Here is a 25,552-nt window from a genome sequence, read left to right as displayed (position 1 = left end):
CATTTCAGACTCTGCAGGCGACATGACCGACCAACCGCAAGCCGCGCCGGCCGCCGACAAGCCGACGCGTATTCCCCCGATCGTCACGCTCGACGCCAAGTTCTTCTGGGACGGTGCCGACCAGGAGCAGTTGCTCGGCGAGAAATGCGGCGACTGCGGTCTGTTCGTGTTTCCGCCGCGGCCGATGTGCCCGCAGTGCTTCAGTCTCAAGCGTCAGCATGTGCCGCTGTCCGGGCGCGGCGTGGTCCGCGGCTGGACGATTCCGCGCCATCCGCCGCCGTTCGGCTTCAAGGAAGCGCCGATCGTTGCCATCGTCGAACTCGAAGAAGGCATCCGCATGGTGTCGAACGTGGTCGGCATCGCACCCGACGCGATGGAACAGGACCTGCCGGTCGAAGTGACGTTCGAGCCGACGATGAAGGACCACAAGGTCCCGGTGTTCCGCCCGCGCAGCAAATAAGACGAAGACTCCAAATGGCACGCAAATTCACGGATGCGGCGATCGCCGGCATCGGACAGACCGAATTCTCCAAGGCCTCCGGCCGCAGCGAGCTGCAGCTCGCCGCCGAATGCGCGAAGGCCGCCTGCGACGACGCCGGCATCAGCCCGCACGACATCGACGGCATGATCACCTTCACGATCGACAACAGCGACGAGGTCAATCTCGCGCGCTGTCTCGGCGTCAAGGACCTGGCCTACACCACGCGCATTCCCGGCGGCGGTGCCGCGGCGGCGGCGACCATCTATCAGGCGATGGGCATGGTCAATGCCGGCCTGTGCAACAACGTGCTGATCTGGCGCGCGATGAACGAACGCAGCCAGTACCGCTTCGGGCAGAATCCGCAACAGCAGCAGATGCAGTACCAGTCGGGCAACGGCACCGGCTCGTTGCTGTGGTGTGTGCCCTATGGCGCGATGACGCCGGCCAGTTGGGGCGCGCTGCAGGCCGCGCGCTACATGCACCAGTACGGCGTGACCAATCGCGATCTCGGCTACATCAGCGTGCAGCAGCGCGCGTATGCCGCGAACAATCCCAACGCCTGGTTCTATCAAAAGCCGATCACGCTCGAAGATCACCAGAACTCGAAGTGGATCCAGGAGCCGTGGCTGCGCCTGCTCGATTGCTGCCAGGAGAGCGATGGCGGCGTCGCCGTGCTCGTCACCAGCCTCGAACGCGCGCGCGATCTCAAGCAGCCGCCGGTGAAGATCGTTGGCGCCACGCAGTCGATTCCGTACAACGTGGAAGTGATCTCCAACTACTACCACGAAGACCTGACCGAAATGCCGGAAGCCAAGGGCGTCGCCAAGCGCCTGTGGGCGATGACCGGCCTGAAGCCGTCCGACATGCAGATGGCGGCGCTGTACGACGCGTTCACGCCGCATGTGTTGTTGCAGCTCGAAGCCTTCGGCTTCTGCAAGCCGGGCGAAGGCAAGGATTTCGTCAAGGGCGGCGGCATGGCGCTCGACGGCGAGCTGCCGGTCAACACCAACGGCGGCCTCACCGGCGAGGCCTACATCCACGGCATGAACAGCATGATCGAGGGCGTGCGGCAGATCCGCGGCACCTCGTACAACCAGATCAAGAAGAAGGCGGTCGAGCACGTGCTGATCTCGTCCGGCATGGCCGGCGCGGTGCTCGAAAAGGCCTGAAGCCTTGAACGCGCCGCAGCCGATGGCGCCCGTCACGCTGCGCTTCGATGCTGGCGTGGCGTTGGCCGGCGAGGGCGCGCTGCAGATCGCCGTCGACCTGTTCGCGCCGCCGGCCGGCGTCACGCCGCGTGCGTTGCTGTGGTGTTTGCCGGGCGGCAACATGAATCGGCGCTACTACGATCTGATGCCGCCGGCCGAGAGCGGCGGGGCGGGCGACGAGGGTCGCGGCTTGCGCCGCTCCTACAGGAACGCCCCGGCGGATTCGACACGTGAAGTCACCCGAGCGCCTGCAGTTGTAGGAGCGGCGCAAGCCGCGACCTCTGCGCTCGCGGCGGACAGCGCGCACATCGAATCCGACACCTCATTCAGCTTCGCGCGGACCATGGCCTCGCACGGCTATGTCGTCGCCGCCGTCGACTATCTCGGCCTCGGCGACAGCAGCCGCCCGACCGACGGCTGGCAATGCACGCCGGACACGCTGACGGCGATCAATCGCCACGTCCACGAAACGCTGATGGCGCGGTTGCGCGACGGCACGGCGCACCCGCAGCTCAGAGGCCTGCCGGGCCTGGTCAGCATCGGCGTCGGTCATTCGATGGGCGCGATGATGACGATCCTGCAGCAGGCCGCGCACGCACCGCATGCCGGCATCGTGCTGCTCGGCTTCTCGACACGCGGTCTGCCCGAGTACCTGCCGCCGCAACTGCAGGGCCTCACCGATCCGCTCGCCGCACGGCCCTTGCTGCTCGACGTCGCCAAGTCGATGTACGGCGGCCAGGCCTATCCGGTCATTCACGCCGCGCGCGCCGGCAACCGCGAACTGTTCGGCAGCACGCGCGCTGATCCGCGCGGCGTCGCGGCATTGAAAGCCGCCACCGACTGCCTGCTGCCGATTCCGGCGTCGCTGTCGATGGTGCCCGGCAACGTCGCGCCGGAAGCGGCGTCGATCGCGGTGCCGGTGTTCCTCGGCGTCGGCGGTCGCGACATGGTCGGCCCCGTGCATCAAGTGCCGACCGCGTTCACCGGCGCGTCGGACATCACCTTGCTGGTGTTGCCGGAAACCGGCCACAGTCACTTCCTGTTCGCGACGCGTGGCACTTTGTTCCGGCGCCTGACGCAGTGGGCTGCGAGTGCGGTGCTGCGCTAGCGCGCGCTCAGCCGTCATTTCAGGAAAGCCCGCCGTTCGTAGTCCGGAAATGCCCGTACGGCAGCGCCTGAACGCCACCACCGGCGCGGACCGTTACCCTGAGCGCGGCCTCGATGCTGCTTGCCGCGGCGACTGAGGCCTTGCGCTCAGGGCACGCACGCGGTCCGTGCCGGTACCGCGAACATGGATTCGTTGATGTACCTGGATACCTTCACTGTCGTCTTCATCGGCTTCGTTCAGAGCCTGTGCATCGCGGCGGGATTTTCGTTGATTCTGCTGGTGCTGCGCCGCCGCGACGTGGCGCGGCTGTGGTCGTACGCGCTGTGGCTGGTGCCGGCCGGCGCGGCCATCCTCTCGCTGCGCGGGCACCTGCCGGAGCTGCCGGCCATCCTCATCGGCAATGGTTGTTTCACGCTGTCGATGTTGTTCCTGCTGCAGGGCGTCGCCGTTCACGTTGGCCGCCCGCGGCCGGTCTGGATGCCGCTGTTGCTGGTGGCCGCGGTGTTGCTGGGCCTGTTCGTCTTTACGGTGTTCTGGCCGAGCATCAGTACGCGCGTCGTGCTGTACGCCATTTCCGCCATCGTCTGGGACGTCTGGATCGTCGGGACGCTGCTGCGCCACGGCCCGTCCGACGTGCGTTTCAGCTGTCGCTTCGCCGCCGCGGCCTTTGCGCTCGATGGATTGAACTACGTCGTGCGCCTGGTGCTGCCGATGCACGAGGCCGGTCAGCAGCTGCTGCAGTTGGGCATGCCGCTCGCCGTCAGCCACACCATCAGTGTGTTGCTGTCGCTGGTGCAGTGCTTCGCGCTGCTGTTGCTGATCGTCGAACGCCTGATGGTCGACCTGCGGCGCATGGCGCGCATCGACGGCCTGACCGGTCTGCTGACACGGGTGGCGATGCTCGGCGAGTGCCAGCAGGCGTTGGCCGGTTGTCGCGAACAGCGCCGGCCGTTTGCGCTGATGATCTTCGATCTCGACCACTTCAAGAACGTCAACGACAGCTACGGCCATCTCGCCGGCGATGCGGTGCTGCGCCACTTCGCGGCCGTCATGCGTGCCGGCGTCGAGGGCCGGCCGCATCTGCTCGGCCGGCATGGCGGCGAAGAATTCGTGCTGGCGCTGCCGGGCGCGACGGCCGAAGACGCCATGCAGCTGGCCGAGACCCTGCGGACGACGCTGGCGGCCACCCCGGCACGCTTCGAGTCGCAGATGATCTCCATTACGACCAGTGTCGGCCTCGCCGTCGGCGGCGGCTCGCGAGGCGTCGACGAACTGATTGCGCAGGCCGATGCCGCGCTGTACCGAAGCAAAGCGGAAGGCCGCAATCGCATCACCCGCGCCGCGGCCGCCTGAGCGCGGCGTATCGTTCAGAGCCGCATCTCGACCGCGGCGGGGAAGGTGACGGAGATGCCGAGACCGGTGCCGCCCAACCCCGGTCCGACCGTGATCGTCGCGCCATGCGACTGGGTGATGCGCGCCACCAGCGACAAGCCGATGCCGCTTCCGTGTGCGCGCTTCGTGCCGCTGCCGCGATAGAAGCGGCGAAAGATGTCCTCGCGCTCGGCCTCCGGCACGCTGGGGCCGTCGTCGGCGACACGCAGCGCGACGGTGTCGCGAACAACGCTGCAGGAGATCTCAACCCGGCCGCCATCGCGTCCGTAACGCAGCGCGTTGTCGATCAGATTGCGCAGCAGGATATCGACATCGTCGAGGCTGCCGAGGATGATCGCGCCGGCTTCGGCCGATACCGCAATTACCTGCCCACGGCGCGCGGCTGTGGTGCCGAATTCATGCGGCACCATCGCCGCGATGTCGGCCAGATCGATCTGCCGATACTCGGGGCTGTCGCGCGACGCACTGACGCGCGCGGAGTCGAGCAGCTGCTGCACGAGGCGCGACAGGCGTTCCATGCCGTGCGTCATGTTTTCCAGCGACGTCTGCATCGGACCTTGCGGCGTCGTGGTTCTCGCCACGCGCACCTGCGTCAGCAGCGCCGCCAACGGCGTGCGCAGCTCATGCGCGACGTCGGCGTTGAACTGACGTTCGTTGTCGACGGCCTGCTGCAGCCGCGCGAGCAGCTGATTGAACGACGCCACGAACGGCCGGACCTCGCGCGGCACGCCGGTCAGCGGCAGCGGCGTCAGGTTCAGCGCGTCACGGCGCGCCAGCTCGCCGCTGAGGCGGTGCATCGGGCGCAGTGCCCAGCTGACGCCCCACCAGATGGCGAGCGACAGGCCCACCAGAAACAGCGCGGCCGCCGTCAGGCTGCGCCGCACCCCATCGGTCAGATCCTCACGCAGTTGCAAGACGCGCGCGCCGACTTGCACCTCGACGCGGCCTTCGGCGTCGGTCACCGAATAGACGCGCCACGGTTCGCCGTCGATCACGCTGTCGCTGGCGCCGTCCCGGCTCAACCCGGCCGCCAGCGGCGTCCGCGGCGCCGTCGGCGAGGCGATCAAGATCTCGTTGCGCGGCAGACTCCATACCTGGAACACGATGTGCACCGCCGGGCGGCCGACCGGCGGCTTGCCGGCATCGTCCGGCAGGCGCAGCCGCGACGTCGACAGCACACTGTCGACGTCGCTCGGCATCGACTTGAGGATGTATTGCGCCGTGGCGCGCAGCGATTGATCCCATTCGCCACTGCGCTGGTCGGCCATCTCGTGATACTGCCAGCCGAACCAGATCAGCCAGCCGACCACCAACGTGCTGATCAGCAGCGCGATCAGCTTGGCGCGCAGCGACGGCGGAAACGTCATCACTCGTCGCCGCCGACGCGGTAGCCGAAGCCGTGCACGGTGGTGACGAAGCGCTCGCCGAGTTTGCGCCGCAACGCGTGGATGTAGACGGCGATGGTGTTGCTCTCGACGGCGCTGTCGCCGTCGTAGACGCAGGATTCCAGCGTTTCTCGCGTGACGATGCGGCCCTGACGTTCCATCAGCGCCAACAGCGTGCGGAACTCGTGCAGGCTGAGCCGCACCGGACGGCCCGCCCGCGTCACGGCGCGTGTATCGGGTTCCAGTACCACGTCGAGAAACGACAATGTCGGCGTCACGCGGCCCTGGCCGCGGCGCACCGCGGCACGCAGGCGCGCGCACAGCTCGTCGACCTCGAACGGCTTGGTGATGTAGTCGTCGGCGCCGAAGTCGAGGCCGCGGATGCGATCGCTCAGTCGGTCGCGCGCGGTCACGATCAGCACGGGCGTCGCATCGGACGCACGGCGCATCTCGCGCAGCAGGTCCAGCCCGGAGCCGCGCGGCAGGCCGAGATCAAGCAAGACCGCCGCGTAGCCGCCGGCCAGCAGTTGCAGGCGACCGCTGTCGGCGTCGTCGGCGCGCGTGATGTCCCAGCCGTCCTGGGTCAGCGCCGTGCTGAGGGCGTCGCCCAGCATCGGATCGTCTTCGATCAGCAGAATCCGGCTCACCACTGGCCACCGTTCATGTGCATGCGGTCACGTTATCGAGACGTCATTAAAACCGTCTTAAAAGCACGTTCCTAGAGTGCGGTGATCCCCCGAAACGATGGACTGTCCATGCGCCTGTTTCCCGCTGCCGCCGTCGGCGTCACGCTGTCTACCGCGTTGCTGCCCGCAACGGTCTTCGCACAGTCGCAGGATAGTCCCGGCGCGCAATGGGGACTCGGAGTCGGCGGCTCGGTACGCACCGGCATCTATGCCGGCGAGAGCGATCACTATCGCGTCATTCCGCTGCTCAACTACGAGGGCCAGCATGTCTATCTGCGTGGGACGTCGCTCGGCTATCACCTGCTCAAGCGCGCGCACTTTCGTGTCGACGGCTTTGTCTCGGCGCGGCTCGACGGTGTCGACCCCAAGGATTTCGGCGTCGACGAACTGGCCGCGCACGGCATCGATCGCGCGCTGCTGTCGAAGCGGCGCGACAGCGCCGACGCCGGTGCCGCCGTCACGTGGTTGACCGACCTCGGTCGCCTGAAACTGAGTTTCAAGGCCGACATCACCGGTACCAGCGACGGCTACGAAAGCGATCTCAGTTATGAGTACCCGTTGCCGATCGGTCGTTGGGTAATCGAGCCCGAACTCGGCGTGACGGCGCTGTCGAAGCAAACCGCCAACTACTACTACGGCACGCTCGACAAGGAAGTGGCGCGTGGCGTTCCGCAATATCGGCCGGGCGCGGCGCTGGTGCCGCATATCGGCATCACCGCCAGAACCCGCTTCTGGTCCAACTGGAATCTGATTGCCAGCGTCGAATATCGGGCGTTGCCGGGTGATGTACAGGACAGCCCGTTGCTCGATGCCAATACCCACGGCTATGCGCAGGTGATTCTGGGCATCGCGCACAGTTTCTAGTGGCGGGGAACGGCTGATGAACACGAAGGCACGGTACACGAACGAAAAGATCGCGAGCGCGATGGGACGGCTGCTGCTGGGCCGGCCGGACAAGGAAGTCTGCTGGGAGATGAGCATCTCCAGATCGACACTGCGCGCCTGGCGTCGAAAATTCGCCGGCCTGGATACGCAAGGCGTGCATCGTCTTCGGCAGCTCGAGGTCCAGAACCGCCAGTTGCAGCAATCGTTGGCGCGCTGTACCCGATTGATCGCGCAACTGGCGGTCGACAAGGCCGTGCTGCACCGCCAGTTGCGACCAAAGTCCTGAATCCGCGCCGGCGATCGGCACGATGCCCGACCAATGGCCGGTGCGCGCGTCGCCGCGTTGCCGACACAATCGATCTCCGGGACCGGACAGGGATTTGTCCTCAGCTTCAGGAGAAGCGCCATGAACAAGCTCAGGCACGCGGCCCGCGTCACCGTCGAGGTGCTGGCCATCCTCAGAGCCAAGCTGTATTTGCGACACGCCCGCGTCGGCGCCGGTGTGCGGCTCTACGGCAATGTCTGGTTCCGCGGGCCGGGCGTGCTGCAGATCGAGCCGCGGGTCTGCTTTCACCACGGCAGTGGCGTCAGTGAGATTCACGTCCACAAGGGCGGCGAAGTGACGCTGGGCGAATCGAGCATGATCAACCACGGCGTCATCATCAACGCCAGCAAGCGCATCAGCATCGGCCGACGCTGCCGCATCGGTTATCGCGCCATGATTCTCGACAGCGATCTGCACCGCCTGGAGCCGTCACGCCGGCACGAGCGGCCGACGCCGCGCCCGGTGCAGATCGAGGACGACGTCTGGATCGGCGCTCAGGCCATCGTCCTGCGCGGCGTCCGCATCGGCTACGGCAGCGTCGTCGCCGCCGGCAGCGTCGTCACGCGCTCGGTGCCGGCGATGAGCGTCGTCGCCGGCAACCCCGCTCGCGTGGTCCGTCGCATCCAGGACAGCGGCCCTGCGCCCCGCGTGCTGCCGGATCGCACCAACGGTGCGTGGGTGGCACGCGAAAGCTTCGCCGCCTGATTCAGCGATTCGCCTGCAGCTGCTGGAACACGCCAAGGCGGTCGGCGACCTGCCAGTGGCCGCTGATGCGCTGGCCGTCGAAGCGGTAGACGGTGGCGCCGGACATGCGCAGGGTCTTGCCGGACGGCGGGATGCCGGCGATCTCGCCGAGGTGCGTGCCGTGCCACAGCCAGGTCATGCAGACGCTGTCGTCGCTGTCGAAAAGCGCCTGAATGTCGAAGCACTGGTCGGGCACCGGCGCGCGCGATTGCGCCACGCGGTTCTGGAAACCGGCGACGTCGAGCCGCTGGCCGTCCCAGGGATCGCCGGGGTCGTGTTCGATGTGGTACTGCGCGGCGATGAAGTCGGGGATGGCGTCGATCTTTCCTTGATTCCAGACCGTTTCGATGAAGTCGCGCAGAATCGCCTGTTTGTTCATGTTTTCGTTGGCATGCAGCCGGCCGTTCATCGTGATGCGACGGCCGTGGTGGTTCGAATGCGCGGGCGCGCTCCGTTAGAGTAACGGCCATCGCACCGCGCGGCGCCGGCAGGCTGGCCCGCGACGGCGCATTCATTCACGTCCGGCTCCCGCCTCGCGCCGGGGCCGCGGACAGATCCCAGGCAGGCCAGAACATGATCAGAACCCTCACTGCTCTCGGTGCCGCGTCGCTGTTGCTGCTCAGCGCCGGCTGCTCGCACAAGACCGACAACGGCGCCGCGGCAAAAGCGGCGGACACCCAGGCCGACGTGAAGACGCAGGCTGACCCGCAGCAGATGTCGGACACGGTCAAGACGCTCGCGTCCGACCCGTTCGAAGGCCGCGCGCCGGGCACGCCGGGCGAGACCAAGACGGTCGACTATCTGGTTCAGCGCTTCAAGGCCATGGGGCTGGAGCCGGGCGGTCCGGACGGCCAGTACACGCAGAAAGTGCCGCTGATCAACACGCAGATCGGCAAGGGCACGCTGGTCATCGACGACCGGGGCGCCAAGCCGATCACGTTGACGCAGGGCGACAACGTCAGCGTCACCACCGTGCGCCCGGACAGTCACATCGACATCAAGAACGCGCCGATGGTGTTCGTCGGCTACGGCGTCGACGCGCCGGACGTCGGCTGGAACGACTACAAGAACGTCGACCTGCACGGCAAGGTCGCTGTCTATCTGGTCAACGACCCGGACTTCAAGGCGCAGCCGAGCGACGACGCGGACGGCAAGTTCGGCGGCAAGCGCATGACCTACTACGGCCGCTGGACCTACAAGTTCGCCGAGGCCGCGCGCCGCGGCGCGGTGGCCGCGCTGATCGTGCATGACACCGATGCCGCCGGTTATCCGTGGCAGACCGTCGCCGCCAATCAGGGCGCCAATTCCGACATCGTCCGCGCCAAGGGCGACGAGGGCATTCCGCTGCAGGGCTGGCTCAGCCACGAGCAGTCGGATGCGCTGTTCAAGGCCGCTGGTCTGGACCTCGACAAGCTGCGCGTCGAAGCGCGGTCCGCCAAATTCCAGCCGGTGGCGCTCAAGGGCATGACGCTGACCGCCGACCTGCCGGTGACGTCGACGACCGTGCAGAGCCAGAACGTCATCGCCAAGCTGCCGGGCAAGACCCACCCCGACGAAACCATCCTCTACGGCGCGCACTGGGATGCCTATGGCGTCGGCGCCGCGGACGCGCAGGGCCGCACGATCCGCGCCGGTGCCAACGACGACGGCCTCGGCGATGCCGGCGTGCTCGAGCTGGCGCGCCTGTTCAAGGCCGCGCCGCAGCCGGATCGCACCGTGGTCTTCGCGATCTGGACCGCCGAGGAACGCGGCCTGCTCGGTTCCGAGTACTACGCCACGCATCCGGTCTACCCGATTGCCAAGACCGTCGCCGACATGACGATGGACATCCTGCAGACCGCCGGCCCGGCGAAGAACGTCGTCGAAGTCGGCATGGGCAATTCGTCGCTCGACGGCTACATGAAGCAGGCCGCCGAAGCGCAGGGCCGCACCGTCGAGCCGGAAACCTTCGTCGAGCGCGGTCTGTTCTATCGCGCCGACCACTTCTCGCTGGCCAAGCAGGGCGTACCGTCGCTGCTGCTGATGGCGCTGGGCGGCGCGCCGGACCTCGTCGACGGCGGCAAGCAGGCCGGTCAGAAGTGGCTGGACGCGTACATGAAGTGCTACCACCAGACCTGCGACACCTGGAGCAAGGACTGGGATCTGCGCGGCGCCGCGCAGGACGTCGACGTGTTCTACGACATCGGCAAGAAGCTCGCGAACTCGCGCGAGTGGCCGACCTGGAACGACGGCGTCGCGTTCAAGAAGACGCGCGAAGCGACGGCGGACCAGCGTCAGTAGTCGCGGGTTTCGCGGAGCACGGCGGGATGAATCCAGGCCTGCAGTAGGGCGGGGTTCACCCCGCCTTCCGCGTGCTGGCAGCGGCGCTTTGTCGCCCATGCTGCGCACACCGCAACGATGCGGGGTGTGGATGTCAACGACGCTTGGCTAGTGTCGAGCATCCGCGGCGCGGATGCCGCTCGCCGTCGTGCGCTGCGCACGGACGTCACGCAGACAGGGAAAACATGATCAAGAAGCTCGCCGTCTCCGGCGCACTGCCGCTGCTGATTCTCGCCGCCGGCTGTTCGCATCCGGCCCAACACGCCGCCGCGCCGGCGCCGACCGCGCCGACCGCCGCAGCCGCCAAGGCCGATCCGCAGCGCATGATGGACACGGTGAAGACCCTGTCGTCCGAGGCCTTCGAAGGCCGCTTCCCCGGCACCGACGGCGAGAAGGTGACGGTCGACTACCTGATCCAGCAGTTCAAGGCCATGGGTCTGCAGCCGGGCGGTGCCAACGGCCAGTACACGCAGCAGGTGCCGCTGCTCAACACGCAGATCGGCAAGGGCACGATGTTCGTCTCCACCGCTGCCGGCGCCACGCTGCCGCTGACCGAAGGCCAGACCGTCGCGCTGACCACCGGCCGCCCCGATCCCAGGATCAAGATCGACCACGCGCCGCTGGTGTTCGTCGGCTACGGCGTCGACGCGCCGGACATCGGCTGGGACGACTTCAAGGGTGTCGACCTGCACGGCAAGGTGGTGATCCTGCTCGTCAACGATCCCGACTACGCGGCGCAGCCCGGCGACGACGCGGTCGGCAAATTCGGCGGCAAGCGCATGACCTACTACGGCCGCTGGACCTACAAGTTCGCCGAAGCGGCGCGCCGTGGCGCGGCGGCCGCGCTGATCATTCACGACCCCAAAGCCGCCGGCTACGGCTGGAATGTGGCGTCCGCGCATCAGGGCAAAAGCTCGGACATCGTCCGCGCGCCGGGCGAAGAAGGCCTGCCGGTCGAAGGCTGGCTGCAGCACGACGAAGCCAATGCGCTGTTCAAGGCCGCCGGCCTGGACCTCGACCACCTGCGCGTCGAAGCGCGCTCCACGGCCTTCCATCCGGTCGTGCTCAAGGGCCTGAGCCTCAGCGCCGATCTGCCGGTGACGTCCAGCACCGTGCAGAGCCAGAACGTGCTGGCCAGGCTGCCGGGCAAGACGCACCCCGACGAAACCGTCATCTACGGCGCGCACTGGGACACGCTCGGCCGCGGCACGCCGGACGCCCAGGGCCGCACGCTGCGCCCCGGCGCCAACGACGATGGTCTCGGCACCGCCGCCGTGCTCGAACTGGCGCGGCTGTTCACGCAGACGCACCGGCAGCCGGACCGCAGCGTGGTGTTCGCGCTGTGGACCGCCGAGGAAAGCGGCCTGCTCGGTTCCGAGTACTACGCCACGCATCCGATCTACCCGATCGCCAAGACCGTCGCCGATCTCAACATCGACATCATGCAGACCGCCGGTCCGGCGAAGAACCTGGTCGAAGTCGGCATGGGCAACTCGTCGCTCGACGCGCTGATGCAGCAGGCCGCCGCCGCACAGAACCGCACGGTCGAGCCGGAAACCTATGTCGAACAAGGCCTGTTCTATCGCGCCGACCATCTGTCGCTGGCGATGCGCGGTGTGCCGTCGCTGCTGATCATGGGCCTGGGCGGCGCGCCGGACCTCGTGAGCGGCGGCAAGGCGGACGGACAGAAGTGGCTGGACGGCTACATGAAGTGCTACCACCAGACCTGCGACGCGATGACGCCGGACTGGGATCTGCGCGGCGCCGCGCAGGACATCGACGTGTTCTACGCCATCGGCCAACAGCTCGCGAACTCGCGCGAATGGCCGACGTGGAATGCCGGCGTCGCGTTCAAGAAGACACGCGAGGCAACGGCGGATCAGCGCCAGCCGTAATTGCGTCGCGCGGAAGACGGGGTGAACCCCGCCCGACGGTAGGGCGGGATTCATCCCGCCTTCCGCGCCGCTGGTCGTGACGGCGTAAGCCGCTCAGCGTCGCTCTTCGATCAGCTTCCAGCCATTGCCTGACGGATCGCGGAAGCCGGCGTCGACGCTGCCGTAGCGCTCCACCGGTTCCTGCGTGAATTCGACACCGAGACCGCGCATGCGCTCATAGGCCGCGCGGCAATTGTCGACCCCCAACACCAGCGGCGGCATCGCGCCTTTGGCGACCATTGCCGACAGGGCTTTTGCGGTGTCCGCATCGAGCATCGGCGGCCCTGGCCTGAACAAGCCGAGCTGGAACGACGGCTGCTCCGGATGCTGGACGGTCAACCAGCGAAAATCGCCGTTGCGCACATCCGTGTGCACGCGAAAACCGAGCTTGTCGACGTAGAACGAAAGCGCTTCATCCTGATCGCGCACATACAAACCACTGACCTGAACTCCCTGGCTCATGAGAACTCCTTAGGTTGGGGCGCTCTTTGTATCGGTCGTGCGACGTCGTCGCTTCTCCAAAACTGCGATCCTCAGATCGGGGCGATGTGCGGCGCTCAGGATGCACAGCGGCACGTGGCCGAGCCCGCTGGCCGCTTCTCGCTCGCGTAGGCGAACGGCGCTCGGCGTATCGCCGGTGATCTCGCGAAAGATCCGTCCGAACGTACCCAGGCTGCGCCAGCCGGTTTGAAAGGCGATCGTGGTGATCGGCAGGTCCGTGTCGCGCAATAACGTCTTGGCACGTTCTATCCGTCGTGTCAGCAGATAGCGATGCGGCGGGACACCGAAAGCCTCGTGGAACGACCGCGCGAAGTGCGCCGCGGAGACGTGGCTGATCTGTGCCAGACGTGAGACCGGCCAGTCCTCGTATGAGGCCGCATCCATGCGATCCTTCGCGCGCAGCAGTCGACGCAAAAGCTCGGGCTCCTGCGCTGAGATGCGCTTCGTCATGTCGTCGGACTCATGATCAACTCTATCGATTCGCGAACGCGGATCGCGTCGGTCTGCTCCTCAAGCTTGGCTCGAACGCGTACCGTCTTCGAGCCCCAGCACGCAGTATGCCCAGCCTGTTAGTCGCTATACCGGGATAACGTCTCGGCTGTAAGCCGTGCCGCGAAGGCGCCATCGTATCGGTCTCACTTATCGGAGACATCGCATGCGCATTTTCGTCACCGGCGCCACCGGCTTCATCGGCTCGCGCGTCGTCCAGGAGCTGCTCGGCGCGGGCCATCAGGTGCTCGGCATGACGCGCTCGGACGCGGGCGCCGCGGCGCTTCTCAAGGCTGGTGCCGAGGTCCATCGCGGCACGCTCGAAGATCCGGCCAGCGTCGCGGCCGGCGCCGCGCAGGCCGACGGCGTGATCCATACCGCCTTCGATCACAACTTCGCCAACTTCGCCGCCAACTGTGAAAAGGACCGTCAGGTCATTCGCGCGATGGGCGCCGCTTTGGCCGGTTCTAGGCGACCGCTGCTGATCACCTCCGGCACCGGCCTGGGCGATCCGGGCAACGGCGAGCCGGCGCGCGAGGATATCGCCAACTTTGCGCACCCCAATCCGCGCAAGGCGTCGGAAGAAGCGGCGCAGGAACTGCTGGACGCCGGCGTGTCGGTTTCCGTCGTGCGCCTGCCGCAGGTTCACGACACCGTGAAGCAGGGCTTCGTGTCCATCCTCGTGCAGGTCGCCAGCGAAAAGCGCGTCTGCGCCTACATCGGCGAAGGGCGGAACCGCTGGCCGGCGGGGCACGTGCTGGACGTGGCGCATCTGTATCGGCTGGCGCTGGAGCGCAACGAAGCCGGCGCCCGCTATCACGCAGTGGGCGAGGAAGGCATCGCGATCCGCGATATCGCGCAGGTCGTCGGCGCCGGCCTGCAGGTTCCGGTGATCTCCATCTCCGCCGAACAGGCGATGGAGCATTACGGCTGGTTCGCCGGCTTCGCCGGCATGGATCTGGCCGCGACCAGCGACTGGACGCGCAAGACCCTGGGCTGGACGCCCACAGGCCCGACCATGATCGAAGACCTCAAGCACATGGACTACGCCGCCGCCGCGAGCAAACCGGCGTATCCGTAGTTGCACCCGGCGAGATCAACCCTGCTCTGCGACGGTAGCGCGGGGTTTACCCCGCCGGTCGCGGACGGCGGAATCAACTCCACGTGATACGAGCTGAATGGCCTGTAGGGCGGGATTCATCCCGCCTTTCGCGACAGGCGGAATGAGTTCCGCCCGACGAAGCCGAAGCCATGACGGTCGCATGATGCCCCTCAAGCAGAACTGCTAGCCTCCGCAGCGGATCGATATCGGGGGTGGTCATGGGACGGGTGTGTGCTCGGGCACTGTTTGGTGCTGTGCTGGCGGCGTTATTCCTTCTCGTCGGGTGCGTCGACAAGGGATTTATCCGGCCGGATTACCAGAGCGCCGATGCCGGAGTAGTGGTTCTGGGTATCGGAAATACGTCCAAGACGAGTTACAACAGCTATTCGTTGCTCTTTCACGTTCTCTCCTCCAATGCGAGTGTGACCACAGCGGACGAGCCGCATGGTCAATTCGCGTACATCCCGAAATTCATGATGCTCGGCGACGATCCTGATTACGGGACCGAGACCGAGAGCTGCTATGTCGTGGTTCGGCAACTACCGCCGGGGCAGTACGAGATCTACAACTTTGAAATCGTGAAAGTCGAGGGACCGGGGCAGACGAAATACTTTTCGCCCAAGCCGATCTCGATACCGTTCACGATTCGGCCTCACGAAGTCACTTATCTCGGCAATTACACGGCGCACGGCCTGCATGGCAGAAACCTGCTGGGCCTGCCGATGTACTTCGGCGCTGTGTTCGCCGTGGAGGACCGGCGCGCCACCGAGCTGGAGATCGCGCGTCGTAAGGACAGTTCTCTGCCGACGGATACAGAAGACGAAACGCCCGACCCGATGCAGTTGCACAGCCCGCTCTTCCTGACGCCGGAAGCTGCGCGATACGTCAAGTGAGGGATTGGCGCTGCCGATACCGCCGCGCGGCGTTATGCTGCCCGTTTTCCGCTATGGGGAACCTCATGCGTCGTATCGCACTTGCTGCCGCCGTCGCGCTGGTGGCCGCACCCGCCTTTGCCGCCGCCCAGTCCGCACCGCAGCCGCTGACGATGGAACAGATCATGGCCAATCCGGACTGGATCGGTCAGCCGGTCGAGGCGCCGTACTGGAGTGCGGACAGCCAGTCCATCTACTACGAACTCAAGCGCGACGGCAGCGAGATTCACGACCTCTACCGCGTCGCCGCGGTCGGCGGCGACAGCGTCAAGCTCAGTGACGATCAACGCGCCAGCGCCGGTGGTCCGCCGGTGTTCGATGCTGCGCATCGACACGTGGCCTGGCTGCGCCACGGCGACGTGTTCGTGCGCGACCTTGCCGGCGGTCCGGCGATCCAGGTGACGCGCACGCCGCAGAATGAAAGCGACCTGCAGTGGAGCGCCGACGGCTCGGCCGTGCAATACCGCGACGACCAACAGTGGTTCAGCTATCGCCTGGGCGGCGGCGCCGCCGTGCCGGTGGCGATCGTCAACGCCAAGGACGACCCGGACGACGACAAGCCCGACGCGCTCGGCCGCCTGCAGCTGCACCTGTTCAAGAGCCTGCGCCACGACAAGGCCGAGCACGACGCCGAGCGGCAGAACGACCTGGCGCTGGATCAGGCCGACGATACGCGCGCGCCGCGTCCGTTCTGGCTGGGCAAGGACGTGGAGATCGTCGGCACCTCGCTGTCGCCGTCCGGGCAATGGATGCTGGCGGTGACGCAGCCGGCGGTCAGCGACAAGGACAAGGCCAAGCAGCCGGCGGTCAATCATTACGTCACTGACTCCGGTTATCCCGAGCCGGAGGACGCGCGCACCTACGTCGGCCGCAACCCGCCCGCGCCGCAGACCGTCTGGCTGCTCGATCTGGCCAGCCACGAGAAGTACGAGCTGTCGCTCGACAAGCTGCCCGGCATCGACAGCGATCCGCTGGCCAAACTGCGCAAGCAGACCCAGAAGGTGCTGCGCAAGGACGGCCACGACGACGAAGCTAAGGCGCTCGATGCGCCGAAGATTCGCGGCGTCTCGCTGACCGGTTTCGTCCGGCAGCCGATGGCCTGGAGCGACGACGGTCAGGCCGTCGCCATCCAGCTCAGCGCCAACGACCACAAGGATCGCTGGATCGCCTCCGTCGACCTGAAGGACCACAAGCTGGTCACGCAGAACCATCTGCACGATCCGGCCTGGATCAACTGGAGCTTCAACGATTTCGGCTTCGTGCCGCACAGCCACACGCTGTGGTACCTGAGCGAGGCCAGCGGCTATTCGCAGCTTTACACGCAGACGCTGGGCGGCCGCGCGCAGCAGCTCACCTCCGGCCACTTCGAGGTCAGCGAGGTCACGCCGTCGCCGCAGGGCGACTGGTTCTACATGCTGACCAATCAGCAGTCGCCGGCCGACTACGACGTCTACCGCGTGCCCGTCGCCGGTGGTGACCTGCAGCGCGTCACCCGCTACCAGGGCTTGAACAACGCCGAAGGCGGCGCCTCGTACGTGCTGTCGCCGGACGGCGGCAAGCTCGCCGTCGTGCACTCGTCCGCCTACGTGCCGCCGCAGCTCGCGGTGATCAACGTCGACGGCAGCGGCGCCCAGGAACTGACCGACACCCGCACCGCGCAGTACAAGGCCATGCAGTGGATCCCGCCGCAGATCGTCCAGGTGCCGTCCAGCCACGGCGCCGGCGTGATCTACGCCAAGGTCTACAAGTCCGCCGACGATGAGCCGAGCCAGCCGCACCCGGCGGTGTTCTTCGTGCACGGCGCCGGCTATCTGCAGGACGTCACCAATAGTTGGAGCTACTACTTCCGCGAGCAGATGTTCAACAACATGCTGGCGCAGGAAGGCTATGTGGTGATGGACATGGACTACCGTGCGTCGGCCGGCTACGGCCGCGACTGGCGCACCGCCATCTACCGGCAGATGGGCCATCCGGAGCTCGAAGACCTGCTCGACGGCAAGGCCTGGCTGGTCAAGAACCAGAACGTCGATCCCAACCGCGTCGGTATCTACGGCGGCAGCTACGGTGGCTTCATGACCGAAATCGCGCTGCTGCGCGCGCCGGGCGAGTTCGCCGCCGGTGCCGCCCTGCGCCCGCCGTCGGACTGGACCAGCTACAACGACGACTACACCTCCGACATCCTCAACGATCCGCAGATCGACCCCGAGGCCTACCGGATCTCGTCGCCGATCGAATACGCCGACCAGTTGCAAGACCCGCTGCTGATCTGCCACGGCCTGATCGACGACAACGTCATGGCCAGCGACTCGATCCGCCTCTATCAGCGCTTCATCGAACTGCACAAGGACAACTTCTGGCTGTCGCTGTACCCGATGGACCGTCACGCGTTCGAACACGCCGACGACTGGTACGACGAATACCGCCGTGTGCACGAGCTGATGACGCGCTACGTCAAGGACCGCTACAGCACCGGCGTGCCGGTAGCCAAGGCGCCATAAGCTCGCCGCGAGCAGGGCGGGATTCATCCCGCCCTGTCGCACCCACCAAAGCCCCCGTAAGAGCGGCGCAAGCCGCGACACCCCGCGCAACCAAACCCACCCAGGTCGCGGCTCGCGCCGCTCCTACAAAACACCAGCGGTCCTCGCGAACGTAGGGCGGGATTCGCCCCGCCTGCCGCACCCCCAGGCCACATCAACCCCTACCAAAGCCCCTGTAGGAGCGGCGCAAGCCGCGACACCCCGCGCAGCCAAACCCACCCAGGTCGCGGCTCGCGCCGTGCCTACAAAACACGGCAGTCCTCTCGAACGTAGGGCGGGATTTATTCCGCCGTTCGGGGCTTCTTCCGGTATGCGGAAGGCGAAATAAATTCTGCCCCACTTTGACTACCGCGCTCCCGGCGCGGCCGCCGTGTCACCCGTCATGCCAATGGTCTGCAGCCACTGGTCGACCAGTGCCGGCCAGTGGCTGATCGGCAGCTTGCTCGGCCGCAGGCCGAAGGCGTGGCCGCCCTGCGCGTACAGATGCATTTCCGTCGGCACGCCGGCCTTTTGCAGCGCCACGTAATACGCCAACGACTGCTCGACGCCATCGACGTGATCGTCCTCGGCCTGCAACAGAAAGGTCGGCGGCGTCTGCGCGGTGACGTGGATGTCGGCGCGCAGTTTCAGATCGGTCTCGTCGCGCGTCGCGCGCGGCTCGTCCTCGTGCGCCCACAGGTGGCCGGGGTAGATCGCAATCGCAAAATCCGGGCGGCTGCTCAACTGATCCGCCGCGTCCACCGCCGGGTACGTCCGCTGGTCGAAGTGCGTGCTGACCGCCGCCACCAGATGACCGCCGGCGGAAAAGCCAATGACGCCGATCTTGTGCGGATCAATGTGCCACTGCGCCGCATGCTGGCGCACCAGCCCCATCGTGCGCTGCGCGTCCTGCAAGGCCGTCTGCACCTCGGGGTAGTAGCGGTGGTCTTTGACCCACGTCGGCCCCGAATTCGGCACGCGATACTTGAGCAGCACGCAGGTGATGCCGCGCGAGGTCAGCCAGTCGCAGATTTCCGTGCCTTCGATGTCGATGGCCAGAATCTGATAACCGCCGCCCGGAAACACCACCACCGCCGCGCCGGTGTTGTGAGCCTTCGGCGCATACACCGTCATCGTCGGCACGCTGACGTTCGTGATCTTCGTCCACTCCGAACCCACCACGACCGTTTCCGGCTCCGGGTCCGTCACCGCGTCCGGCACCTTGCCCGGCCAGATCGGAATCTGCGTGTGGCCGGCGGACGGTTGCCAGACGGCGGCATGAGCCGCGTTGCCGCAGGCGAGGGCCAGCAGCAGGGCGGTGAAGATCAGGTGGCGCATGAGGGCGATGAGCGTGATGGGGGGCGAACCCACATCATCCCCCCAAGCCGCCACGATACAAAAGCCCCGCGGACCGCCATTCCGTCACGCCGAACGCAGCGGCCCGACCCCCGCGCAGACCCACCGTTCCGTTGGGCGGGATTCATCCCGCCTGTCGCGCAGGCTTCGTCACAGCTCGCAAGGCGGAATCAATTCCGCCGTACCACAGCCGCAGGGCGGGATTCATCCCGCCGCGCGAGCCGCGCTTCCGCCCCCAGCAGTCGACGCTTACCCCGCCTGCTGCAAGCCCATCAGCGCGCAAACCCACAGTGCCACCAACACGCCGCTGCTCGCAGCAAATGCCGTGAGCCGATGGAAGACGTTGTTGTAGATCAGATGGATCAGGCTGTGCAGCACGCGGAGCACCACATAAGCCCACGCCAGCTTCAAGGCCAGCGGGCTCACCGCCTTCAGCTCGAACAGCACCACGCAGACCACGTAGAACAACATCGGCGCTTCCAGCAGATTCATGTACGCGCGGTTCGGCAGGCTCACCTCCGGCGGCACCTTGGCGGATTCCCCGTAGCGAAAATCCGCTGGCGTTACCGTGCCTGAAAACGCCGCCTTGAAGCGCCGGTACGGCATCAACAACAGCACCAGCATCGTCCACATCACCAGCGCCAGCACCGGATAAAAGATCGCGGTTTGATGCATTGCGTCCCCCTCGCAAGATCCCGACGGGCGCCGTGAACCGGCCCGTTTCCCCAGCCGCATTATTCCCCGGCCGGCCTGTGCCGCGCGAGTGCTGCAGTCGACACTGACCTCGCGGTCATCTTCGACACCTCATCCTGGGGTTGAGCCGTTCTCTTTCGCCGTCGCACCATCCACGTCACAAGCTGCGTCGCGCAGCGAGTGATCAACACGGTTCAAGGGACAACGACGTGCAGGGATTGAAGGAGTGGAGTGGGGACATCGGTGCGCAGACCCCGCGCGCCGGACGCCAATACATGGCGAGCCGTTCGCGCGCCCGCACCTGGGGGCAACGCGCGCGCCTGGCGCTCAGCCTCGCGGCGCTCGCCGTCATCAGCGGCTGCGCGGGTGGCGTCGTCCCCAATTATTCGATCGGCGATCTGCTGTCCGGCGGCCCGCCACCGCTGCAAGGCGACCCGCAAACCACCGGCCTGGTTCTGGTCGATGTCGATCTCACGCCGCCGCCCGGCGAGATGATCGACATGGACTACGGCCTCTCCGACGTCGGTGCCTATCTCGAACGCGTCTCGGATGGTGCGCGCATCGACTTCATCGACCAGCGCGGCAGCCGCGCCCTCTTCTCAAACGTACCGCCCGGCGACTATCGCTTCGTCATGGAGAAAAGCGTCACCCGCAACACCTTCCCGAAATCCGATTACTACAAGAAACCCAAGAAGCGTGAGCTGCACCGCCAGCACTACGACTATCACCGCGGCAACGCCTGGAAAACCATCATCACCGTCCGCGCCGGCACACCGGTCTACCACGGCCTCATCATGATCCCGCCGGAACACGCCGAGCTATTTTCCATAGGCCCATCCCTCGACGACGACGAACAAGCCGCCCCCGGCGACGTCACCATCGTCCACAGCGCCGCCGAAGAAAAGAAGGCCTGGAATATGTACTTCCAGACGCTATACAGAAACTCCGCGTGGGCGCCGCGCGTACAGCAGCGGATTGCGGAGCTGGGCTAGTACGACCTGCGCGATGCGCGTCACGTCACCGCAGACGTAGGGCGGGATTTATCCCGCCTGCCGCGGGTCGGTCGCTGCGGGTGGAAATATTTACTCCGACCCTTTTTCTCTTGATCAGCGTTTCACTTCACCTGCGGCCTTGCGGGAGGAGTCCATGTACGTAGTTAGATTTCATCCCGGATGTCTGCCGATCCACCCCACGACTATGCGGTCCCTTTCCGGCTCCGCCTCGAAGTAGATGCGCACACACTTGTCGGGTGCAATATTGTCGTTTGGCTTCAGGTGCTTCTCGAAGCGTTGCTGCCCATTCGGTCCAGCCCACGTCCGCTTCTTCATTTCCTTATTTGAGTTGAGGATCGTCTCGGACTCTCCTGATCCATGAATGCCTCGGTCTTTCAGCCATTGGATTTGCGTGACGCCGAGTGGTCCTTTTGCCTGCTCCTCGGCCATTTCCTGCAAGGCCTCAAGATAGTCGAGCACCTTTTCAGGAGGCCCTGCATCGCCTGAAAGGGCAGCAACACCAGTGTCTACATCTGCACCGAAATACAAACGAGAAAGTGACTTGCGTGCTCGATCTACCGCCTCTGTGACAGTGGTTGGTGGCAATTCCTGCCGCGGCGCGACCTCAGACTCCGTCGTTTCCTTCCACTGCAACGCGCCTTGTAGATTAGCTAGCTGCACACGGAGATCATTGATTTCGGTCTCCGAAGCATTCAGACGGATTTTGAGATCGTCATTCTCTTCCGAGTAACTATCGGCAAGTTTTTCCCATTCGGACTTGCTTTGAAGTTTCGCGCGTTCCTTTGCAGTGACTGCCGCGGCATGCTTGTCCCGAATTTGCCTTAGGTCACTTGGTTCGCTTATCGAGAATGCGGAGAGTCCAAGGATTCGCCGCCTGATCTGGTGCCGAATCTTGCGCGAAGCTCCGTCTGCCGAGCCGGCGTCTCTAAGCAAAGATAATTTAGTCCACAATGGGTGCTGCAACGGATTCGACCCACTCACCCTGGGCCAGTAGAGTCGAATCGCACCGCCAAAACAGGACCATTCTTTGCCACGTAGATTAGTAATGTTCCAAGCGGCTGCGGAATCTATGTGGGCCACAATAGCAAGGCCACTGAGGTCCGCTGCCATTCGATCCGAAATACCCTCAGTCAGAGGGCCGTCATCATCCTCGGAAATACAGACAACCGGTAAATTGCGTTCGGTGTGCCAAATCACTGCATCGAGTTTGCTGGCCCCGGATGTACCCAGAAAGTTGATTGGCTTGGTTCCCAGCGGCGTTTCGCCCAACTTCCACTCCATACTCCCGCCGAGGATGGCGCGAACCACTCGTGGACACCGTATATCGAGATTGATCGGGCCTACCCAATTCAATGGGGCGCCTGCCCTGAGTTCGACGTAGGTGAGGATTTTTCCTCCTGTGACTCCAATCTTGATATCAGTCTGTATTGGGCCGCCGTCGGTAGGCTCCTGAAAGGAATGCTCCGTCAGCTTCGCACCGTCAATCGCGATTTCGGTCTTTCGGTAGTGTCCCTTGCGACCGTCCCGAAGCGCAAAAGCTCCAGTTGATTGGTCTACGGTGCCCTTCTCGTCAAGCCAAGCTTCAACTGCGGTCGTGGCCAAAGCGACGCGGGCCTCGCCATCTTCAGGAGTCGTGAAGCTTTGCTCAAACGAGTACCCGGCAACCTTTCGCATGTCTTACTCCGAAATCTAACGCCGCGGTGCTGCCGCGTCGGCTGGAACCCCTTGTTGGGCATTAAGCCTCGTATTCACTAGGCGAACGACTTTGGCGAGCTCCTTTAAGTCCTCTTTTGTGTGGTCGGTTTTTGCCTTGAATTCCGCAAGATACAGCTTCTTGAGCGCGTCCTTAGCCTTGCGTCGCTCGGAGTTGTCTTTGCTGCCGAGCTTCATAATAAGATCTGTTTCTCGGCCATTCACCGCCGATAGGACACTCTGCGGAAGAAGCCCTTCAATGCAGTCCTTTCCGGCCTGGCTGACGCCCAAGCCGATGTAATCCGTACTCTCCTTGAGTCCTACGCGACCAAGCGCGGCACGAACATCGGCGGCTGCGTCCAAGTCGTACGTTACGAAGACCCGATCAAACTTCCTCAAAACGAATTGGATCAGCAACGTATTCTTCAGTGTGTCCTTTCCCCCGTACGGGACGACCTCAATACTGCCGGACAATCGATCACATGCCAACGAGTGCTCTTGAAAAAAACGGAAGTACTCTTGGTCTATAGGCCCCTCAACTAACAGGACCTTTGATTTGTCTGCCGAGAATAGTGGCTTCAGACATGAGAAGTCCTCCGAGCTGATTCCGAGGTGGTCCGCAAACGGGGCCATCCAGTTCTCCCCGGACGTATCAACTCTCACCGACTCATAAGCCCTTCCTCGTTTGGTCTCGCGTGTCAACAGGATGTTGGATTCGCCGTCCTCCTGATTAAGCATGTGGGGACTGTGTGTGGTTACGAGTATCTGAATGCCAAACTCCTCGGACAGATGGCGCAGCATTCGCCCAAACTCCGCCTGTGCCGAAGGATGCAGGAAGCTCTCCGGCTCTTCTATTACGACCACAGGAGTAATTTTGTCGTCTGGCGACCCTGTAGTCTTGATGCGGTTTGCTTGAAGCACTGCCATCAATATGTGCGTGCGATTCTGCGTGCCGCTTCCCCAGTCGCTCAGGGGAACTTCAACATTCTTGTCTTTTAAGTTGATCCCCAGCGGCATTTCGCGAGCAGCGAATCCTTCCAAAGGCGACACCTCGACGTCGTACTTCTCGGTAAGCCTCCCGAGAATCTTGCTCAGCCCTTCAGTATGATCTTTCGCGAGTTTCCGCAACCGCCGTTCTATATGTTTTCCGGCTTCCTCAAGTGCTTTTCGTTCATCGGTAGACATGACGAACTCATAGAACATGCGCCGGCGTCCGCGACCGAAGATAAAGTCATCATGTCGCGTCGTGGAGTTGTACAGAAAAAGTAGATTCGAGTCCTTAATCCTCTTGTCGATCTCCTTGGCAGCTTTGTCGTCAACCCTTTCACCATTAACGCAGATGGAGACTGTTATCTCGTCGCTATCGGAGACAGCGTATTCGACGGTAAGATTTGCGGTCTGCTCTTCAATTTTCTTTGAAGCAATTTTTTCGATGAAGGAAATGAGGGCGGGATCATCATGGCGCGTAATATCGAGACCGAACGAAGCGACTATTGGCGCCGTGTCCTTGACCCATTGCGTTTTGTCGTCCTTGTAGTCGAGTCCACTTTCATCGATTTGCCATGGATAGCGGGCGTGCGCTCGAAACAGAGCCGACAAGAGTCGGATAACGCAAGACTTGCCGGCGTTGTTCCTGCCGGAGATTGTGCAGTAGTTATTTGCAAACGTAAGCGTAAGATCGTGTAACGTCCGATAGTTTTTTGTGGTTATCGATTTCAAACGCATCGACAGCTCTCCTCATGAAATGCTCAACGCTTGCCTTCAGCCGCGGATTTGACGGCGCGAAGCGACGGAAAATACGTCGGGTAGGCGGCATGGTTATGCATCATTGCCTTCAGATGATGCTACAGCGCGAAGATACCTGACACCTGATGGCGTAAGGCCTGATTCAAAGTAACCATGTTTTTCCAGGTCTTCTATGTAACCGCCAGGCAGGTCGTTAACGAGGCGTCCAAAATTCCTTCTCAAAAAGCTATCGCTGCCGTTTCTGATTTGTTCCGAGCCTATCTTCCTCACGACGTGTCTGAGGGTAAAGTTAGCTAATCCGTCGTCGAGGACCATACGCTCGCGCGCATCTCGACGCCGCTTAAGGCGCTCAAGGAGGAGGTGCTTGTTGAGCTTCTCTACCTCTTTCTGTGCTTCCAGGACCTCTTCCTCTTTCGCCTTAAGTTGATGAAGAACCGTTTCTTTCTCTTCTTCATGAAGCTGAGAGCGCTCTACAAGGTGCCGAATGATCTCGTTGCGCTCGGCAACGACCTTTTCAACCTCTTGCTGTTCTGTCTCAATCTTCCTCTTGGTCTTTTCTACATCCTCGTTCGATTTACCTGGAAGGTTCTGTATGTAGCTACGCATGGACGAGTAGCCTTCATCAAGATGTCTAAGACGTTCGCCGAACCCGCTTTCTATTTTTACGAGAAGTTGTGCAATATCGCGAGTGAACTTATACGTATTGTCATAAAAAGTATTGCTTGTCTCTGTTGCTTTAAAATAAAACATTGCAGCAAGAGCGACCGAGAACAATGCTAAAAGAAGCGACAGCAATGTAGGAAAATCTACGGTTAGCGATATCGGCGTTAGATAGATCTTCACGGCAAATACTGCTGTGATGGCTATTGCACAAAATGCCTTCACATAGTCCCATAGCGCGGCTTTTTCTTTATTTACTTCCACTGATTCCCCCTGATGATGCATGCCGCCTCCGGTATTCTGTCTAAGAACTTAGAGAGGAAAGTAACCCTTTAAATTCGTGAATATTCCATGATCTTCTTCAGAGTTATGCGGAGCGGAATGC

23 protein-coding genes are annotated in these 25,552 nt (G+C 63.9%); 13 read left to right on the top strand and 10 right to left on the bottom strand.

Annotated features, from left to right (window positions below; all coding sequences use genetic code 11):
- Positions 1 to 22: 22 nt before the first annotated feature.
- The 4 genes from G7Y82_RS01095 (at position 23) to G7Y82_RS01080 (ending at position 4,150) form a co-directional block, all read left to right on the top strand.
- Entirely contained in the window at positions 23 to 460 is a 438-nt protein-coding gene (locus G7Y82_RS01095) for a Zn-ribbon domain-containing OB-fold protein (protein WP_168146152.1), read from the top strand.
- Between the two features lie 14 nt (positions 461 to 474).
- Entirely contained in the window at positions 475 to 1,650 is a 1,176-nt protein-coding gene (locus tag G7Y82_RS01090) for a thiolase C-terminal domain-containing protein (RefSeq protein ID WP_168146151.1), read from the top strand.
- 22 nt (positions 1,651 to 1,672) lie between these two features.
- Positions 1,673 to 2,797 carry an alpha/beta fold hydrolase gene (locus G7Y82_RS01085; RefSeq protein WP_168146150.1) on the top strand — a complete coding sequence of 375 codons (1,125 nt, stop codon included), beginning with the start codon at positions 1,673 to 1,675 and terminating at the stop codon, positions 2,795 to 2,797.
- A gap of 183 nt (positions 2,798 to 2,980) precedes the next feature.
- Positions 2,981 to 4,150 (top strand): GGDEF domain-containing protein, encoded by a 1,170-nt coding sequence (locus G7Y82_RS01080; protein WP_168146149.1) that lies wholly within the window; start codon positions 2,981 to 2,983, stop codon positions 4,148 to 4,150.
- Positions 4,151 to 4,164: 14 nt separating this feature from the next.
- Here the strand turns inward: G7Y82_RS01080 and G7Y82_RS01075 are convergent, their stop codons facing one another.
- Positions 4,165 to 5,556 (bottom strand): ATP-binding protein, encoded by a 1,392-nt coding sequence (locus G7Y82_RS01075; protein WP_168146148.1) that lies wholly within the window; start codon positions 5,554 to 5,556, stop codon positions 4,165 to 4,167.
- Positions 5,556 to 6,221 carry a response regulator transcription factor gene (locus tag G7Y82_RS01070; protein WP_168146147.1) on the bottom strand — a complete coding sequence of 222 codons (666 nt, stop codon included), beginning with the start codon at positions 6,219 to 6,221 and terminating at the stop codon, positions 5,556 to 5,558. The genes G7Y82_RS01075 and G7Y82_RS01070 overlap by 1 nt, the downstream gene beginning before the upstream one ends.
- A gap of 108 nt (positions 6,222 to 6,329) precedes the next feature.
- Between G7Y82_RS01070 and G7Y82_RS01065 the strand changes: the two genes are divergently transcribed.
- The 3 genes from G7Y82_RS01065 to G7Y82_RS21635 all read left to right on the top strand — a co-directional run bounded on the left by G7Y82_RS01065 (position 6,330) and on the right by G7Y82_RS21635 (position 8,175).
- Positions 6,330 to 7,124, top strand: a complete 795-nt coding sequence (locus G7Y82_RS01065; protein WP_168146146.1) for a MipA/OmpV family protein — start codon at positions 6,330 to 6,332, stop codon at positions 7,122 to 7,124.
- Positions 7,125 to 7,140: 16 nt separating this feature from the next.
- A complete protein-coding gene (locus tag G7Y82_RS01060; protein ID WP_168146145.1) occupies positions 7,141 to 7,431 on the top strand; it encodes a transposase in 291 nt (96 codons plus the stop codon).
- A 120-nt stretch (positions 7,432 to 7,551) separates the two neighbouring features.
- Positions 7,552 to 8,175 (top strand): acyltransferase, encoded by a 624-nt coding sequence (locus G7Y82_RS21635; RefSeq protein WP_168146144.1) that lies wholly within the window; start codon positions 7,552 to 7,554, stop codon positions 8,173 to 8,175.
- Between the two features lies 1 nt (position 8,176).
- Here G7Y82_RS21635 and G7Y82_RS01050 read toward each other — a convergent pair whose 3' ends face one another.
- Entirely contained in the window at positions 8,177 to 8,623 is a 447-nt protein-coding gene (locus tag G7Y82_RS01050) for an ester cyclase (RefSeq protein ID WP_206370190.1), read from the bottom strand.
- A gap of 164 nt (positions 8,624 to 8,787) precedes the next feature.
- On the opposite strand from G7Y82_RS01050, the gene G7Y82_RS01045 reads away from it, so the two are divergent.
- Both G7Y82_RS01045 and G7Y82_RS01040 read left to right on the top strand, forming a co-directional pair.
- Entirely contained in the window at positions 8,788 to 10,494 is a 1,707-nt protein-coding gene (locus G7Y82_RS01045; protein WP_168146143.1) for a M28 family peptidase, read from the top strand.
- Positions 10,495 to 10,718: 224 nt separating this feature from the next.
- Entirely contained in the window at positions 10,719 to 12,428 is a 1,710-nt protein-coding gene (locus tag G7Y82_RS01040; RefSeq protein WP_168146142.1) for a M20/M25/M40 family metallo-hydrolase, read from the top strand.
- Positions 12,429 to 12,521: 93 nt separating this feature from the next.
- Here G7Y82_RS01040 and G7Y82_RS01035 read toward each other — a convergent pair whose 3' ends face one another.
- Positions 12,522 to 12,929, bottom strand: coding sequence for a VOC family protein (locus G7Y82_RS01035; protein WP_168146141.1), 408 nt, complete (start codon positions 12,927 to 12,929; stop codon positions 12,522 to 12,524).
- A gap of 9 nt (positions 12,930 to 12,938) precedes the next feature.
- Positions 12,939 to 13,418 carry a helix-turn-helix domain-containing protein gene (locus tag G7Y82_RS01030; RefSeq protein ID WP_168146140.1) on the bottom strand — a complete coding sequence of 160 codons (480 nt, stop codon included), beginning with the start codon at positions 13,416 to 13,418 and terminating at the stop codon, positions 12,939 to 12,941.
- Between the two features lie 205 nt (positions 13,419 to 13,623).
- Between G7Y82_RS01030 and G7Y82_RS01025 the strand changes: the two genes are divergently transcribed.
- The 3 genes from G7Y82_RS01025 to G7Y82_RS01015 all read left to right on the top strand — a co-directional run bounded on the left by G7Y82_RS01025 (position 13,624) and on the right by G7Y82_RS01015 (position 17,989).
- Complete coding sequence (locus G7Y82_RS01025; protein ID WP_168146139.1) at positions 13,624 to 14,538, top strand: SDR family oxidoreductase; 915 nt, start codon at positions 13,624 to 13,626, stop codon at positions 14,536 to 14,538.
- A gap of 239 nt (positions 14,539 to 14,777) precedes the next feature.
- The gene (locus G7Y82_RS01020; RefSeq protein ID WP_168146138.1) at positions 14,778 to 15,452 is read left to right on the top strand and encodes a hypothetical protein; all 675 of its coding nucleotides are present in this window, start codon (positions 14,778 to 14,780) and stop codon (positions 15,450 to 15,452) included.
- A 65-nt stretch (positions 15,453 to 15,517) separates the two neighbouring features.
- Positions 15,518 to 17,989, top strand: a complete 2,472-nt coding sequence (locus G7Y82_RS01015) for a S9 family peptidase (protein WP_168146137.1) — start codon at positions 15,518 to 15,520, stop codon at positions 17,987 to 17,989.
- Between the two features lie 384 nt (positions 17,990 to 18,373).
- On the opposite strand, the gene G7Y82_RS01010 is transcribed toward G7Y82_RS01015, so the two are convergent.
- Together G7Y82_RS01010 and G7Y82_RS01005 are read right to left on the bottom strand one after the other, a co-directional pair.
- Complete coding sequence (locus G7Y82_RS01010; protein ID WP_168146136.1) at positions 18,374 to 19,345, bottom strand: alpha/beta hydrolase; 972 nt, start codon at positions 19,343 to 19,345, stop codon at positions 18,374 to 18,376.
- Between the two features lie 267 nt (positions 19,346 to 19,612).
- Positions 19,613 to 20,038 (bottom strand): MAPEG family protein, encoded by a 426-nt coding sequence (locus G7Y82_RS01005; protein ID WP_168146135.1) that lies wholly within the window; start codon positions 20,036 to 20,038, stop codon positions 19,613 to 19,615.
- A 227-nt stretch (positions 20,039 to 20,265) separates the two neighbouring features.
- Here G7Y82_RS01005 and G7Y82_RS01000 point away from each other — a divergent pair, with 227 nt between their 5' ends.
- Positions 20,266 to 21,048: a hypothetical protein gene (locus G7Y82_RS01000; protein ID WP_168146134.1), complete on the top strand. Its 783-nt coding sequence runs from the start codon at positions 20,266 to 20,268 to the stop codon at positions 21,046 to 21,048.
- 171 nt (positions 21,049 to 21,219) lie between these two features.
- Here G7Y82_RS01000 and G7Y82_RS00995 read toward each other — a convergent pair whose 3' ends face one another.
- The 3 genes from G7Y82_RS00995 to G7Y82_RS00985 all read right to left on the bottom strand — a co-directional run bounded on the left by G7Y82_RS00995 (position 21,220) and on the right by G7Y82_RS00985 (position 25,452).
- Positions 21,220 to 22,743 (bottom strand): hypothetical protein, encoded by a 1,524-nt coding sequence (locus tag G7Y82_RS00995; protein WP_168146133.1) that lies wholly within the window; start codon positions 22,741 to 22,743, stop codon positions 21,220 to 21,222.
- 15 nt (positions 22,744 to 22,758) lie between these two features.
- Complete coding sequence (locus tag G7Y82_RS00990; RefSeq protein ID WP_168146132.1) at positions 22,759 to 24,486, bottom strand: ATP-dependent nuclease; 1,728 nt, start codon at positions 24,484 to 24,486, stop codon at positions 22,759 to 22,761.
- Positions 24,487 to 24,579: 93 nt separating this feature from the next.
- Positions 24,580 to 25,452 (bottom strand): hypothetical protein, encoded by an 873-nt coding sequence (locus G7Y82_RS00985; protein ID WP_168146131.1) that lies wholly within the window; start codon positions 25,450 to 25,452, stop codon positions 24,580 to 24,582.
- Positions 25,453 to 25,552 lie beyond the last annotated feature (100 nt).

Source organism: Solimonas marina (genome assembly GCF_012241385.1).
Classification (GTDB): domain Bacteria; phylum Pseudomonadota; class Gammaproteobacteria; order Nevskiales; family Nevskiaceae; genus Solimonas; species Solimonas marina.
The sequence above is the reverse complement of the archived record's forward strand: the minus strand, read 5'-3'. Positions and strand labels throughout refer to the sequence as shown.

Coding starts and splice junctions, on each gene's coding strand:
- G7Y82_RS01020 (WP_168146138.1), top strand. CDS start 14,778: ATGGGACGGGTGTGTGCTCGGGCACTGTTTGGTGCTGTGCTGGCGGCG.
- G7Y82_RS01030 (WP_168146140.1), bottom strand. CDS start 13,418: ATGACGAAGCGCATCTCAGCGCAGGAGCCCGAGCTTTTGCGTCGACTG.
- G7Y82_RS01010 (WP_168146136.1), bottom strand. CDS start 19,345: ATGCGCCACCTGATCTTCACCGCCCTGCTGCTGGCCCTCGCCTGCGGC.
- G7Y82_RS01050 (WP_206370190.1), bottom strand. CDS start 8,623: ATGAACGGCCGGCTGCATGCCAACGAAAACATGAACAAACAGGCGATT.
- G7Y82_RS01060 (WP_168146145.1), top strand. CDS start 7,141: ATGAACACGAAGGCACGGTACACGAACGAAAAGATCGCGAGCGCGATG.
- G7Y82_RS01025 (WP_168146139.1), top strand. CDS start 13,624: ATGCGCATTTTCGTCACCGGCGCCACCGGCTTCATCGGCTCGCGCGTC.
- G7Y82_RS01035 (WP_168146141.1), bottom strand. CDS start 12,929: ATGAGCCAGGGAGTTCAGGTCAGTGGTTTGTATGTGCGCGATCAGGAT.
- G7Y82_RS01095 (WP_168146152.1), top strand. CDS start 23: ATGACCGACCAACCGCAAGCCGCGCCGGCCGCCGACAAGCCGACGCGT.
- G7Y82_RS21635 (WP_168146144.1), top strand. CDS start 7,552: ATGAACAAGCTCAGGCACGCGGCCCGCGTCACCGTCGAGGTGCTGGCC.
- G7Y82_RS00995 (WP_168146133.1), bottom strand. CDS start 22,743: ATGCGAAAGGTTGCCGGGTACTCGTTTGAGCAAAGCTTCACGACTCCT.
- G7Y82_RS01005 (WP_168146135.1), bottom strand. CDS start 20,038: ATGCATCAAACCGCGATCTTTTATCCGGTGCTGGCGCTGGTGATGTGG.
- G7Y82_RS00985 (WP_168146131.1), bottom strand. CDS start 25,452: ATGCATCATCAGGGGGAATCAGTGGAAGTAAATAAAGAAAAAGCCGCG.
- G7Y82_RS00990 (WP_168146132.1), bottom strand. CDS start 24,486: ATGCGTTTGAAATCGATAACCACAAAAAACTATCGGACGTTACACGAT.
- G7Y82_RS01090 (WP_168146151.1), top strand. CDS start 475: ATGGCACGCAAATTCACGGATGCGGCGATCGCCGGCATCGGACAGACC.
- G7Y82_RS01085 (WP_168146150.1), top strand. CDS start 1,673: ATGGCGCCCGTCACGCTGCGCTTCGATGCTGGCGTGGCGTTGGCCGGC.
- G7Y82_RS01080 (WP_168146149.1), top strand. CDS start 2,981: ATGGATTCGTTGATGTACCTGGATACCTTCACTGTCGTCTTCATCGGC.
- G7Y82_RS01075 (WP_168146148.1), bottom strand. CDS start 5,556: ATGACGTTTCCGCCGTCGCTGCGCGCCAAGCTGATCGCGCTGCTGATC.
- G7Y82_RS01015 (WP_168146137.1), top strand. CDS start 15,518: ATGCGTCGTATCGCACTTGCTGCCGCCGTCGCGCTGGTGGCCGCACCC.
- G7Y82_RS01065 (WP_168146146.1), top strand. CDS start 6,330: ATGCGCCTGTTTCCCGCTGCCGCCGTCGGCGTCACGCTGTCTACCGCG.
- G7Y82_RS01045 (WP_168146143.1), top strand. CDS start 8,788: ATGATCAGAACCCTCACTGCTCTCGGTGCCGCGTCGCTGTTGCTGCTC.
- G7Y82_RS01040 (WP_168146142.1), top strand. CDS start 10,719: ATGATCAAGAAGCTCGCCGTCTCCGGCGCACTGCCGCTGCTGATTCTC.